This is a genomic window from Mucilaginibacter gynuensis (genome assembly GCF_039541195.1).
GTDB lineage: Bacteria > Bacteroidota > Bacteroidia > Sphingobacteriales > Sphingobacteriaceae > Mucilaginibacter > Mucilaginibacter gynuensis.
Window position 1 is genome coordinate 428,091 of the sequence record NZ_BAABFT010000005.1, and the last position, 14,604, is coordinate 442,694.

The following is a 14,604-nucleotide window of genomic DNA, read 5'->3' on the forward strand; positions in this document are numbered from 1 at the left end:
TCCATTTATTTAAGCAATTTTTATCCTGCAGCAACCCACGCTGTAAAATCATTGAATTTCATCTTTTACCCTTGAAAATCATGAAATATCATGATACCGACTTTGGCGCATTAACTTATGTATCTGTATTTCAAATATTTAAATACAGGCACAAGCTTTGTATTTAAGCCCGGGAGTTTAAACAATAGTTAATTCTGGCAGGGATGTGGCGGAAAGTAATACCAAATATTTAAAATCATCTGAAATGGAACTCATGTTCATATTAACCCACCTGGTGATGCTCGACTGTATAGTCGTCATTATTATTTGTGCAGCCCGTATCAAATACCCTGCTGTTACGAGCTATTCTCTTAAGCCTAAGCTGAACACGGTTGACTACCCGTTTCCGCTTGCTGAAATTGTAAAGGAAGAATCCGGAGCATTTGACATAGCCACAACTAAATAATACCCAATAAATACCAAATAGCATAAGATCCTTACCCAATACACATTTAATTATCTGATATGAATAACTTATTTAAAAACGCAACGATAATCGATCTGCAAAGTACGGGAGTTGGAAGAGAAGTCCTGTTCATCAAAGACAAGTTCTTATTTCTGCCGGAATATAGCTTGCCTGTAATCAGCGAGTTTGGCCGACCCGATAACTTATTTTTTAATAATGTGCTGACGCAGCCAATACCGTCGCTTTTTGTACCTAAAGCAACAGAAAAAGAAATGATGGCAACCGAGCCTGACGCATCACCCATAAAACCATCCACTTACAAAACAAGCTTTTTGGTATTTAAAAATCAGAAGTATACAACCGTACAAACTGATCATATCGCTTTTTTTAATATCCGCAATAATGCGGTTTCACTGGTGGGTTTCGATCAGCAGGAATACACACTCAATCAATCACTCGACCAAATCACTAATTCAGTATCTCCGGATCAATTCTTTCGGGTCAATCGCAAATATCTGATCAGTTTCAAGGCCATTAAGGAAGTAGAACATTACTTCCTGCGTAAACTGTTTGTAAAGCTTGTTATTGATACGCCTGATAAATTACTGATCCATAAGGAGAAGACCAATACCTTTTTATCGTGGATGGGTGACAGGTAAGCATATTGAGCTCGGGCCGGATAAATCCCGATTGAAGGCTGAAGATGTCCGCTTCGGCCAATAACTGCTGAAAGCCGGTTAAAATGGCTGCTACTTTTGAATCAAAACAAAAAATAAATATCATGAAACCGATCAAACTTTCAACAATATGTGCTTTTGCAGCACTGCTTATTATTACCGGGGCATTTTTAGCAAACAGCAGCTTCGCGTCTAAATCAAAACAAAGTGTTGCCGGTGACGGCTTTGCCGTTCTCGAATTATTCACCTCAGAAGGCTGCAGCAGTTGTCCGCCTGCCGACGAACTTTTGGCCCGCATCCAACAGGAAGCCGGAAATAAACCGGTTTATGTGTTGGCCTATCATGTAGATTACTGGAACCGTCAGGGCTGGAAGGATGTTTTCAGCAATGCGCTGTTCAGCAAACGTCAGTACCAGTACAGCCGTCAGTTCACCGGCCAGGTATATACGCCGCAGGTGATTGTTAATGGTAAAGCAGAATTTGTCGGATCAGACGAAAATGCTGCAAATTCTGCTATAAAAAGCGCTTTAAACACCCCTGTCGCACAGGATATTGTACTTAAAAGCGACCTATCGGCCGGTAAAATAAAAATAGATTACCAGTTAAAAAGTAAAGCCAACGGCGATCAGTTACTGCTGGCAGTTGTAGAAAAGCATGCAGTAAGTAAAGTAACTAAAGGCGAGAATGAAGGCAGAACCCTGCACCATGCACAGATCGTCCGAAACCTGTACACCTTCGATCTGAAAACCGGGGATAGCGGATCCGCTCAAATCGATCTACCGGTAGCTTTTAATGCAACAGATTGGGAGATTGTAGGCTTCTTACAAAATGCAGATACCGGTGTGATCAGCGCGGTGGGCCGGGCAACTTTAAGCAACGCAGGACATAACCAGTAATCATACAAATCACATAACTAACATATTAATCAATTCACCTTATAAAAATCAAATCATGAAAACACAAGCGAATCTGTTACACGGTTTTAAATTAACGATGATCGCCGCATTGCTGTTAACCGGGCTGTTATTTGGCCCGGTAAAAACTGCCGAAGCCCGACAAAAGCCAATAAAGAACATCGTACTCGTACATGGCGCCTTTGCCGACGGCTCGGGCTGGAGAGGGGTATATGATATCCTGATCAAAAAAGGTTATCACGTAAGTATAGTACAAAACCCGCTCACCTCGCTTGCGGCAGATGTTAATGCTACTAACAGTGTTATTGAAAACCAGAAAGGGCCGGTGGTACTGGTTGGCCACTCCTGGGGAGGCACTGTGATTACACAGGCTGGTGTTAATCCAAAAGTTGCCGCCCTGGTTTACGTTGCAGCCTTTGCGCCTGATGCCGGCGAAAACACCGCCAAATGGGTAGGTGCGGCACCTGCAGCGCCTGAAGCAGGCTTTACCGAACCCGACAAATTAGGCTTTGTGTATTTCGTTCTGGCCAAATTTCATAGTGGTTTTGCCGCTGATGTTCCAAAAGCACAAAGTGATTTCATGTGTGCGTCACAGGCCCCTATCATTGGCCATTGCTTTGCTGAACCAGTGAGCAAAGTTGCCTGGAAAACCAAACCTGCCTATGGTATTGTTGCAACTGCCGATAAGGCGATCAATCCTGGTGTGGAGCGGCAGATGTATAAAAGAGCCAAAGCTAAGATAACAGAAATAAAAGGTTCTCATGTCGTGTTCATCTCACAACCCGAAGCAGTTGCCAGGGTAATCATGGCAGCAGCAAATCATCAGTAATACCCACAAAAGGCTTCGCGCACTCCAAGACGAAGCCTTTTTTAAATCATTAAAAAATGAAAACCATCTTCAGCCAAATAAAACGAACATTATCCGGTTGCCTGATTGGATTGGCATCCCTGTTCAATGTAGCATCCAGCCGCTTCGAAACAAATGCCCAGTCTTGTGGAATGATCATACTGGGACAAAGGAAAAAACCTGAATTGAATGACGGATCTCGCGTTAAAAAGATATTTTGAGAATACCCTGACCCATCAACGTTATGAAAAATATCTTATTTAGCGTGCTCATCTTGTTGTTTGCTGTTATAACCAAAGCTCAGAACGCCGGGCCAAACGAGTTGCATTGTACAGAGGAAGCCATCACCATCAGAACCAATAGCCGGTCGGGATGGCATTTTAGTCCGATTGCTATTGGCCGCCAGCAGTTTATGCCTGCAACCCATGCGAACCAGGTAAATATAGACCGGGACTTAGGGAATTTATTACCTAACCCGCTTTGGTTATTGAAGTACCTGGCTGCTGCGGATAGCATTAAAAGAAACTCCGTAAGCAGGCACCTGCCCACTTACAAAAATATTTTCAGCATTACAGGCAGCTGGGCGGCAGACGCACGGAAGTATAACCTTTATTTGCCCGCTATAATCACTTACCAAACCGACGTTACTACACAGTAAATCGTTTCCTGCTCAGGGAGGCAAATGCCTTTTTCAGATATTAATGAGCCCGTTTCGCTCTATTATGGTTGGATTTATATACCGGGACAAATATTTTTACCTTATTGACAATCTAATGAATCATGGCGACAAGTACAGCTCATCAGCAGATAATTGAGAAGAGAGACAACCTCTCAGCAGAGCATAATAACTGCGACCTAATGGCCTTATTGAGCCATGAACTCAAATCCCCTCTTTCCGTCATAAAGTTATATGTTCAGATGGCAAAAAAACTCAACATCCGTAATGACCATGCCGAAAGCCTGCTGGAAAAAATAGACCATCAGGTAATCGAAATGACCGCAGTTTTAGATAATATGCTGGATATGAGCCTGGTTTTTTCGGGAAAGATCGTACTTCGTAAAACCTGTTTCAAAATTAACGATTTGCTGACCGAAATTTTAGATGACTATTCTCAATACTTTAGAAGCCATCATTTTACTATGGTTAGCAATTACGAGTGTAGTGTTTACGCTGACCGTGGAAAGATCAAACAGGTAATAGTAAATCTTATTTCTAACGCGGTGAAGTATTCATCCCAGCAGAGCGAGGTCAACGTTTCGTGCAAATATGCCAATGAAGTAATAACGCTTGCCGTTGTCGATCAAGGTATCGGGATCAGTCAGGAAAATCAACAAAAGCTTTTTGGCCGATATTTCCGGGGTGACTGTGATCAGGTTAGACTCAAAAAAGGCTATGGTATAGGTTTATATATCGCAAAAGAAATTGTTTGCCACCATGGCGGACAAATATGGGTAAAAAGTAAAGAAGGCAGCGGTTCAACCTTCTTTATTTCTTTACCGGTGCCTTTACCTTTCACATTAACTTGAGAGAGCAATCTGCAGAACATTCCTGCATGCTTCACCATTCTATTCCGTGCTAATCAGACCATGGTGTTGTGTTGTTAAAAATAAATTCCAACTTTCAAATCAGCTACTTAACATGGTCAAAGTGTAACGGAACACCTTATCCTCTTTTTCCGAACACGGTGATCAATGACTCCGGATGTCCAGCTTATGCCCGAATACAAAAAAGAACAGTTAACCGCGACGCTGTACTAAGTCAGGAAACAGGTCTGGCCGAAGTTACAGCGGTACTGGGTTGGGTTCAGCCTTATCCTGAGGCGCTTAATGATTTAAAAAAAGTCAATCAGCCGGTTTTTATTGCGCAGGGTGAGAACGACATCTCAATACAGATAATCAATGCGGCAAATATTTCCAAGAGTTTACCTAACGCCACTTTAGTGGTTTATCCTGATGCAGGCCATTCTTCGTTCTTCCAAAATCATTAACAATTTGTAGCTTCTGCCAATAGCTTTCTTAAAAACTAACACACATATGTCATTATAAAAAAAGTGCTGCAAGTACCATATACTGCAGCACTTTTGTTGCTAGAAGACTGCTATTTATGCAAATAAATTTAATTTATCTATATTCAACTTGATTTTGTTAACAGTTTGATTTTTCTTTTTGTCGACAACCTTCGCATAAACCTGGGTAGTTTTAATATGTTTATGGCCGAGCATTTTTGAAACGGTATATAAATCAGTTCCAAATTCAAGTTGTAGGGTTGCATAAGTATGCCTAAAACTATGGAATGTTATATTTTTTTTGATCCCTGCCTTAGCGAGCCATTTTACCAGGAAAATACGAATGGATGAATAAGGCAGGTTTTTAAAGATTTCTTCATCTTCGCACCCCCTCACTCCCATTAATTTTACGGCATCGTCTGAAATTGGCAAATACTCGGCAACCAGTGTTTTTTGTTGACGATATTGAAAATAATATTTGCCTGAAGTTCCTCTCAGTTCCGACCATTTTATCGCTTTAACATCAGAAAATCTCAGGCCGGTCAAAACTGAAAAAACAGATGCACGTTTCATTATTTCAGGCTGAATTGGTGTCGATATTAATTTCTGCAGTTCCTCTAATTCTAATCGTTCCCTATGTGTTTCATTAACTTTGATAGGCTTGACCAATGCATATAGGTTTTCCGGGAGTAGACCCTTATTAAATGCTTCTTGCAATGCGGATCGAAATTTTGCGAAATAATTATCCGCTTTCCAGCCCAATTCAGGTGAGGCTACTTTTCAATGGATTTTATCAGTATCAATAAAAATATACGTTAGTAAATTACGGAGGTATCCCTTACTACGGGGCTACCTCCGTAATTTCTCAAAAAATCTAATTGTATTATTAACCATGAAACAATCGACAAAAAAGCCGGTTCAAAACTCAAAGAATTTGATATATCCTTTTTGATAGTGGCTGCATAAGTTGTGCATTTTTAAGCCGGTGATAACACTGTTGTTTGAGACTAAGGTATATCTACTTTAATCGCGTTGGTGTAATTATACCGCCTGGAAACATTGTCTTCAGATCGCGCTCCCACCCTTATATAAAAGCTGCGCTTGGCCGGCAGGGTGAGGTTAGCTGTATAAGTGGTTGCCAATATCACATCATCAGCAATACCCTGCAAATCATTTGTTTGACTTAACTTGTTATCGAAGGATGCATTAGTGGCTTGCGAGGTGGTTGATACAAACACCTTCGCATCCGTAATTTTAAACGTTGCAGAAGGCCTTTCGATCTTGTAGCTTACGGTGACTGTAGTGCCATTCACTGACGAATTCAGTAACGTCACTCTCAAAAAAGGCACTACCTTGAAAGTAACATCTGCCTCGCCGGTTAAATCAATTTTTTGAGGTTCGGTAAGCGGCACAAACGGTCCGTCCACCGGGGTTACATCATACTTACCTTTAAAAATTTTTGTATTTCGGAAAGTACCATCTGATTTGGCCCAAAAGTATTGCGGTATGGGGCTTTCGTTCCAATCCGTTTGCAATAGTCTGATCCTCGTACCATCAGGTTGTTCGGTATACAGCGGCTCGTTGGTTTCCGCGTCAACAATTTTACCTGTAAGGGTTTTGTCGGGCTCCGGGTAGTTGTCTACTTTGTTGCAGCTTACTGTTAACATTGCAGCTACGAACAGAAGCGTGATATAAAATCTATATTTTTTCATTGTTTTTTAATTGGGTATGTTAGTAAAGCGGATTTTGCACCAGTAATGGGTTTTTGTTGATCTGATTGCCAGGAATCGGCTCGTAATAAAATTTAACCTGGAAAGTAAATCTCGACTTCGTTATATCGTCATCCTTTTTAAAGATGTACTTGTTTTCATCGAATACGTAATAAGGATACAGCACTTTGTATATTCGGTTGTTAAACTCCTTATCCGCCACTCTCCATCTTCTGTTGTCCCACCAGCTGTGGTTTTCAAAAGCAAGTTCTTTACGTCGCTCTGTCCGTACCGCGTTGAGGGTAAGTTGCGCCGGTTGTAATGACACTGCGCCGGCACGATCTCTGATATCATTGATGGCTTCCAATGCTTTTGCCGCTGCATTTGAAGTGCCCAGTTCTACTCCGGCTTCTGCCTTATTTAATAAAACTTCCGCATAACGTATGTCTATCCAGGCCTGGTCAGAACGCCACAAGTTTAAATCAGCCTGTGCTAAATTGGGATTTAGATATTTACGTACATAAAAGCCCGTTCCTGTAGATCCGCCTATACCCATCCCACTCAGGCCAACCACCCGTTTACCATTGTAAAGCACATCTGTACTACCAGCAGTTTTGAGTACGGCGTTATTAGCTGACTCGTCACCATTTTTATACGTTGGGTAGATACCACGCTGTACGTCTATCACGTCACCACGAAATGTGTCGCCGGGTAAAATAACCGTGGCACGCAAGCGCGGCTCCACATCTTTAAAAAGATCAACCCGCTGGTCAAAACGTATCGGGTTACCATTGTCGTCGTTAACTTTCAGGGTGCCATACAGCTCCACATAATCCAGTGTCGGGTTGATAAATGAGCCGTAACCACTCACAAACTGCTTGGGGATGTTAAGGGCATCCCATGAATGTGTTCTTTCCGGATATTTATAATCTTTGATAAAAATATTTTCAGAACTGTTCCTATCCAGAAACAGGTTTACATAATTCTGGTATTTATCCGCATTTGCACGGTACAAGGTATATTTCCCCTCCAGCAAAATCGCGGCATCGTAGCTCTTCTGAAAATAATTTTGTGCCTGCGACGACGGTATACCCAACAGGCCATTCAATTGGATGCTGCCATACTTCGCAATAGATCCTGCATACAACATGGCCCGCGATTTTAAAGCAAGGGCAACATTTCTGTTGGCGCGCCCTTTAACAGCTTCGTCTGCAGCAATATCCGGCATCAGCTCAATGGCCTGGTTCAATTCTTCTTCAATAAACTTATATACATCTTCTTCGTTACTCCGTGGAATGCGAAGAGCTTCAGGCGTTGAATTGAAGGGATCCTGTGGTGTTTTCGCAATAGGCACCCCGCCGTATCGTTTCACCAGATCAAAGTAAAAATAGGCCCTCAAAAAGTGCGCTTCACCCAGGTAAGCGTTAACCTGTGCTTGAGAAAAACTGGATGAATTTTTTGGCAGTGCCTCTAAAAAATAATTGATCTTACGGATATCACCATAAGGCCAATACCCAAAACTTCCGCTTTCTATAGAGCCCCTGAAAACATAATCTATCTGAAGCAGTTCGGCCGTGAAAAGGCCCAGTGCAGGAAATGCAGGGAACGCGTTAAAGCCATCACTAAAATTATACCTGAAATCTTCTATCGGCAAATTTGCATAGATTGGTATCATATAAGCGCCAACCCCGGCGTCTGTGCTAAATACCTCTTCATCCTTAAGGATATTTACAGGAGCAATATCCAGTTTGTTGCATGCTGTTGCTGTAAACAGCGTTAGCAGTACTATAAATCTTTTTAAATATTTCATGGCGTTGTTTAAAAACTGATGTTGATACCAGCGTTATAGGTTTTGTTCATTGGATAGGTATATCCGTAAATGTCTGAGGTATGTTCCGGATCAAGGCCCCTGATACCTGTGAAAGTAACCAGGTTATAACCGTTCAAATAAAATCGTGCGCGTTTGATGCCGATTTTACTTGTCCAGGCCAGTGGGAATGTATAGCCGATCTCCAAACTTTTCAAGCGGAGATAAGAGGCATTTTGGACAGCCCGTTCAGAATTATTTGCGGCAACGGTACCTGTATAAGCATAATAGCCCGGTATCCATTTAGTGTTAGGATTATAGATATCCGCCCCGGGTACCTCAGGATGCCATCTGTCCATAAACATCTTCAGCGCGCTGGCGCTCCCGCCAAAGGCAAGCGGTTCTTTCAGCATTTCAGGGTAGTCAACATTTACCAATGCAGCTCCCTGCCATAACATACTGAGGTCAACTCCTTTATAAGTAGCAGAAACGTTGATACCATAGTTTATCTTAGGTATGTTTCTTTGTGTAACATCGTTTTCCTGAATGCCTCTTGTAGCGATGGGATGCTCATCCCAGCCGTCAATTACCCCATCCTCATTCCAGTCGGTGTACTTGTAATCGCCGGGCAGTGTACCGCGGTTACCACCGCCATAATTAACCGGTGAATTATAAATTTCATCGTAGGATTGAAATTGGCCTTCATATCCCAGCCCCCACCAAATATCATTGTAGCGATTGTTGGGATTGTTCCGCCAGTTTTCATAAGCGTTACCAAATATACCAACCTCCTGGTATCTTAGTTTTGTACGGGCATAGCCAATATTGGCACCAATACTATACCCAACCCCACCTATCACATTACGGTGCGTCAGGTTTAATTCGAGCCCCTGTGTACGGTCGCTGTTGATATTTTCCTGCGGCAGATCAGCGCCTACAGAACCCGGTAATGTCCCCAGCCTGTTGCCTAATAAGTCTTTACCATCTCTTCTAAAAGCATCAACCTGCACTCCCAGTAACCCTTTCCATATTTCCAGATCAATACCTATGTTTGATGTGGTATAGGTATACCAGGTTATATTTGTATTCGGCAAACCCTTATCAGCAAGGCCGTTCGTCAGTTCGCCATTCCATAAGTAATTACCAGACGGGAAGTTATAACCTGACAGGAACTGATAATTTACGGCATCCTCGTTACCAAGCTTACCGTACGATCCCCGGATCTTAAAGTTGCTGATTGCCGAAAGGGCTCTGCTATTTTTAAAAAATGATTCTTCCGAAACGCGCCAACCTAATTCAGCGCTTGGAAACAGGCCCCATTGCTGCGAATTCCTGAATCTCGAAGATCCGTCATAACGAAAGCTGAATGTTGCAAGGTACCGCGAATTAAAATCATAGTTCACACGCCCAACCACTGCTTTCCTTGCCCAATCCGATAGCCCGCCAACGTCTTGTGTCGCGGTTTGATTGGATGAATTACCGGCAAAGAGCTGGTCAATTTTAAAAGCCAGTTCCCTGTAACCGTTAAAATTATCGCCCTTACCTGTCGTTTCCTCGTAAAGGGCCAGTGCGCCAACCGTATGTTTACCAAAGGACCTATTGTAATTAAGCTGGAATTGCATCAGGTAGGTAGATCCACGGCTAAAACCCCTGGATATGCCCATTGGTGTAGAAAAAGTTCTTGAGCTGTAAATCTTACTTTCAGGATCGTAAGTATACAGGTCATACGGCAGCTGATATCCTTTATATTCATTAGAATTATAATCATAACTGTAGAAAACGCGGGCGTTCAGGCCGCTGATAAAAGGAATTTCGTAATTCAGAGCTACTGAACCCTGAAATAAAATATTGTCGTCGCGCTTGTAACCTGTCTTATCTGTCCTTGTAGTAACCAGAGGATTGTTGTCATCCCGTGCGGCGCCTGGGTAGGCGGGGTTATTATTGGCGTACAGGTCGGTGAGCGGCAGTTGTCCAAAAAGGCTTTTAAATAATACCCAGGTATCGGTCCATGGCTGGTTCTTTGTGTCCTTTAATCCCGATAGGCGCATCTCTGCTGTAAGGCCTTTTGCAATTTTTGCGGTAACATTTGAGCGCAGATTGTATTTTTCATAGTTCAGGTCGCCGCTTTTCCAAAACCCCTTTTGGTTGCTGTGCCCTAAGCTAAGGAAGTAGTTTGAACTTTCGGAACCGCCTGTTGCCGTAATGTTATGCTGGTTTTGCGGAACCGAACGATCTAATACCGGCGTATACCAATCTGTGGTGATTTTCGTGCCGTTCCTGTACAGGTTAAAGTCGTCTTCAGTATAACGTACAACCGGGTTGTCAAGGCTATGTCCGAATTTCTCATTCATTAACGTCATGTATTCAATGGCATCTACAGTCCGTTCAAGGCCTACCGGGCGCTGAACGCCATAATTGCCGGTATAGGTAAGTTCAGTTTTTCCTTTCTTGCCTGACTTTGTGGTAACAAGTATTACACCATCGGCAGCGCGTACACCGTAGATAGCCGCTGACGCATCCTTGAGTACAGAGATATTATCGATATCATTGGGGTCAAGGCGTTCCAGGCTACCGCGGGGTACCCCATCAATGATGATCAGCGGATTCCGGCTTGAACCCCGTATACTTAGAATGGTGTTGAATGAACCGGGTTCGCTGCTTTTTTGAGCTATGTTTAACCCGGGTATCTTACCGGTTAATGAGTTAAACACGTTCTCATTTTTAGTAGTTACAATGTCTTTACCGGCAATGGATGCTACAGCTCCGGTAAGTGATACCTTTTTTTGGGTACCATAGCCCACTACAACTACTTCCTGTAGTCCTTTACTCAAAGGAGCCAGGGTTACCGTGATGGTATTACTGCCGTTAAGCGGTACTTCCTTTGTTTCAAACCCTACATAATTGATTGTAAGGGTAGCGGAGGGATTGATTACTTTCAGGGTAAAAACACCATCTGATGAGGTAGCGGTTGCCGCCGACTCTCCATTGACTTTTACAACGGCTCCAATCAGCGGCTGACCTGTGTCATCCAGGACTTTACCATTAATGGAGGTGCTTTGCCCATGAACTTTCAGGACAATACACCACATCAAAAAGATAAATAAAAATTTTTTCATGCTTTTGGGTTTAATTTGGTTTATTACTGAATAGCAAAGAAAATGTCAGAGATTAGTAAAGAATTAAAAAAGAATTAGCTGTGCAGCAATCGATTGCAACAAGCTGTATAACAACCAATTAAATTATTATTAAATAAAAATAGTTTTCTTATTTCTATGCGGTGATGTATTGGGTACACTATTCCGGCGGCTTCAAATATGTGGAACCCGTTAGCAGAAACCGGTTTGTATATCGAAGATATTTTAACCACATACATAATCACAGCGGAAGTAGTGGTTTAAGGAAATCAACCATTATCTAAAGCGTATTGCCAGGCATGCCGACATCTGTCAGCACATAAAAAAAAGGGCAGCTTTATTGTAAAGCTGCCCTTTTAAAATGCACCTGCTGTCAGCTATTTTTCAACTCCCCATTGTTTATTCGGTTTGGGGCCCATTACCAGCACCAGTTCGCCTCCGGCCATGAGGTCCTCATGCTTAAAAAATGGCGTATCAAGTACTACACCATTCAAGGTAGCATGCTGAATATACTTGTTGATGACCGAACAATTCTTCGCAATAAGTTTGAATTGTTTTCCATTTTGCAAATCGATAACAACACTTTCAAAAACAGGGCTGCCTATAGTGTATACCGGCACGCCCGGTGTTACCGGGTAAAATCCCATTGACGAAAAAACCACAAAGGCTGTCATGCCACCGCCGTCTTCATCCCCGGGAATACCAAAAATATTATCCTTAAACCAAACATCCAGCAGCATGCGGATACGTTTCTGCGTCTTCCATGGCGAACCGGTGTAATTATATAGATAAGGGATGTGAAAACTTGGCTCGTTACCCATTGAATACTGTCCTACAATTCCTGTAAAATCGGGAAATTTTACCTGAACTTCCTGTTTGGAGCGATCAAGCCCTTCGCGAAACAACTGATCGAGCCGGGCTTCGAAATTTATTTTTCCGCCCATCAGTTCCATAAGGCCAGGTATATCGTGCTGCACCTGCCACATATACGTCCAGCCGTTATTTTCGTCAAAATAATCCCGTCCGCCCATTCCCCCGTCATATTTGGGGTCAATATCAATCCAGTTACCTTTATCGTCTTTTGGCATAAACATCATTTCTTTATTGCTCCAAAGATTCCTGTAGTTAAGTGCCCGATGAGTAAACATTCCGGCATCCTTTGTTTTACCGATTTTTGCTGCGAATTGCGCCAGCGCCCAGTCATCATAACTATGCCCTAACGTAACTGCGACAGCCTGCCTTTTTTCAAAATTGTGCACCATTGCGAACGTTTCCTTTTCTTCCGGATGCAATGCAGGGAAATAACCTTCTTTATAATAGAAATCTTCTAAAGGGCCTTTTGGCCCGTTTTCCCATGGTAGCATGGTAGCCTGTGTTGCGTTTTTAAACATGCCTTTATATGCCTTTTCAGCATCGAAGCCACCTATACCTTTATTAAGTGCATCGGTAAATACAACAGCCGAATGAAACCCATTCATACAGGCATGGTCACCGAACAAAACCGGAAAAGTAGGCATCCAGCCACTCTGTTCAAACATGTTAATATAGGAATTGAGAATATCTTCTTCTTGGGCCGGGTTCAGTATTGTTCGTAAAGGATGGTGTGCCAGATAGGTATCCCACATCCAGTCATCCACGTAAAAAGGGCGCTTACTATCGTGTACCTTTTTATCATAACCACTATAATATTTTCCACCTTCGAGGATATTAACCGGCCGTTCGTAACAGCGATAAAGTGCCGAATAAAAACTGCGCTTTTGAGCCTCCGTACCGCCCGTTACTTTTATTTGGCCCATCACCTTTTCCCAAGCCATCTGACCGGCTTTTTTAAGCTGGTCGAACGTTATACCGGATAGTTCCTCCGCATAATTCTTTTTTGCCTGATCTGCACTTATAAATGAAACCGCATATTTAACACTAATCGTTTTTGATTCAGCCCCGGGGAAACGGACCCAAGCTATGGACTTGTTTCCTGCAACCTGTTTTGTTTCGGTAATTTTGTTGCCGGTTAAAGTGCCGAAAGTACCTCCCTCGCTAAGTACAGCATACACAAAAATCTTAATATCACCATGATAGGTTTCAAAACCTGTAATTTCGTTGTGCGAAATAAATTTCCATTGAGATGGCCCATCGTTAAACATGCTTAGTAAAATATGCTTCTCTCTATTTTCCGGAAAATCAAATTGATAAATGCCTGCTCTTTTACCGGGAACATATTTTACGGTAATATCATCATCAATCAGGTAAGTAGAATAATGCCATGGCTGTAGCACCTCCAGGTCATGATCATAGGTCATCCGGGCATTATAGCTATCTTCATTTACGCCGCTCACCGTAGGCTTAATGGAGAATGCCTGCCCTAATCGATGCGACACAATTAATAAAGGGAAACTGGAAATTTGATCATCGATATAGTCTTTCCGGATGGGGTACATCCGCATCATCTGATTGGGGAGCTGTACCGTAGGCCGGGTAGGCTCCAGTAACTGGCCAACATTACCTATTGAAGGATCAACGTACCCAAGATTACCATCAAATTTATCGTTTTGTGCCATTACCGAAAAGGAAATACCCATCAATAACAAAATAGATGAAACAAGATTTTTAGTGGATTTTTTTGAAAATGTACTGGTGAACATATTAGGTTTAAATTAGATTGCTGATCACTTAACTAAGCATATTACGATATGCATACAGACGACAGGCTGTAATAATTATAGCAGCCGTTGCCTAAGTACATTTAAATCATTAAAAAAAGCTTAATTATAAATTAGCATTTGAGCAAATTCATGGAACAGGCAAATAATTTTTTAAAACAGGCAGCAAACCCAGGCTATTCGTACTGTACTTCACGCCCATTGATATAATTTTCAGTACTCGGCAATTTAAATATGTAGTAGCAATAACATGTAATTGCTTAATGAGTATATGACGGTAGTATTGAAGCGCTTATTCTGTAAACAACTTAGTACGGTAGTTCGCATTAACCGGCTACCGTTGTTGTGTCGCGGTGGGAAAACGAAATGAGGATAAAAAAGACATAAATTTAATGCCAAAGCGACCGG

At 42.2% G+C, this 14,604-nt stretch carries 13 protein-coding genes; 8 read left to right on the forward strand and 5 right to left on the reverse strand.

Going from position 1 to position 14,604, the window contains the following annotated elements; translation table 11 throughout:
- Positions 1-244 precede the first annotated feature (244 nt).
- The 8 genes from ABD894_RS12685 (at position 245) to ABD894_RS12720 (ending at position 4,871) form a co-directional block, all read left to right on the forward strand.
- Positions 245-445: a hypothetical protein gene (locus tag ABD894_RS12685; RefSeq protein WP_345211413.1), complete on the forward strand. Its 201-nt coding sequence runs from the start codon at positions 245-247 to the stop codon at positions 443-445.
- A 59-nt stretch (positions 446-504) separates the two neighbouring features.
- Positions 505-1,104 (forward strand): LytR/AlgR family response regulator transcription factor, encoded by a 600-nt coding sequence (locus ABD894_RS12690; RefSeq protein WP_345211414.1) that lies wholly within the window; start codon positions 505-507, stop codon positions 1,102-1,104.
- Between the two features lie 122 nt (positions 1,105-1,226).
- Positions 1,227-2,018 (forward strand): DUF1223 domain-containing protein, encoded by a 792-nt coding sequence (locus ABD894_RS12695; protein ID WP_345211415.1) that lies wholly within the window; start codon positions 1,227-1,229, stop codon positions 2,016-2,018.
- Positions 2,019-2,073: 55 nt separating this feature from the next.
- Positions 2,074-2,865: an alpha/beta hydrolase gene (locus tag ABD894_RS12700; RefSeq protein ID WP_345211416.1), complete on the forward strand. Its 792-nt coding sequence runs from the start codon at positions 2,074-2,076 to the stop codon at positions 2,863-2,865.
- A gap of 56 nt (positions 2,866-2,921) precedes the next feature.
- Positions 2,922-3,104: a hypothetical protein gene (locus ABD894_RS12705; protein WP_345211417.1), complete on the forward strand. Its 183-nt coding sequence runs from the start codon at positions 2,922-2,924 to the stop codon at positions 3,102-3,104.
- 23 nt (positions 3,105-3,127) lie between these two features.
- A complete protein-coding gene (locus ABD894_RS12710; RefSeq protein ID WP_345211418.1) occupies positions 3,128-3,541 on the forward strand; it encodes a hypothetical protein in 414 nt (137 codons plus the stop codon).
- A 122-nt stretch (positions 3,542-3,663) separates the two neighbouring features.
- Positions 3,664-4,410 carry a sensor histidine kinase gene (locus ABD894_RS12715; protein WP_345211419.1) on the forward strand — a complete coding sequence of 249 codons (747 nt, stop codon included), beginning with the start codon at positions 3,664-3,666 and terminating at the stop codon, positions 4,408-4,410.
- Positions 4,411-4,568: 158 nt separating this feature from the next.
- A complete protein-coding gene (locus ABD894_RS12720) occupies positions 4,569-4,871 on the forward strand; it encodes an alpha/beta fold hydrolase (protein ID WP_345211420.1) in 303 nt (100 codons plus the stop codon).
- A 114-nt stretch (positions 4,872-4,985) separates the two neighbouring features.
- Here the strand turns inward: ABD894_RS12720 and ABD894_RS12725 are convergent, their stop codons facing one another.
- The 5 genes from ABD894_RS12725 to ABD894_RS12745 form a co-directional block, all read right to left on the reverse strand.
- Positions 4,986-5,651 carry a site-specific integrase gene (locus ABD894_RS12725; protein ID WP_345211421.1) on the reverse strand — a complete coding sequence of 222 codons (666 nt, stop codon included), beginning with the start codon at positions 5,649-5,651 and terminating at the stop codon, positions 4,986-4,988.
- A gap of 245 nt (positions 5,652-5,896) precedes the next feature.
- On the reverse strand, positions 5,897-6,601 hold the full coding sequence (locus ABD894_RS12730; RefSeq protein WP_345211422.1) for a DUF3823 domain-containing protein: 705 nt from the start codon (positions 6,599-6,601) through the stop codon (positions 5,897-5,899).
- A gap of 19 nt (positions 6,602-6,620) precedes the next feature.
- Complete coding sequence (locus ABD894_RS12735; protein WP_345211423.1) at positions 6,621-8,408, reverse strand: RagB/SusD family nutrient uptake outer membrane protein; 1,788 nt, start codon at positions 8,406-8,408, stop codon at positions 6,621-6,623.
- 8 nt (positions 8,409-8,416) lie between these two features.
- On the reverse strand, positions 8,417-11,521 hold the full coding sequence (locus ABD894_RS12740) for a SusC/RagA family TonB-linked outer membrane protein (RefSeq protein WP_345211424.1): 3,105 nt from the start codon (positions 11,519-11,521) through the stop codon (positions 8,417-8,419).
- Between the two features lie 395 nt (positions 11,522-11,916).
- Positions 11,917-14,178, reverse strand: coding sequence for a GH92 family glycosyl hydrolase (locus ABD894_RS12745; RefSeq protein WP_345211425.1), 2,262 nt, complete (start codon positions 14,176-14,178; stop codon positions 11,917-11,919).
- Positions 14,179-14,604 lie beyond the last annotated feature (426 nt).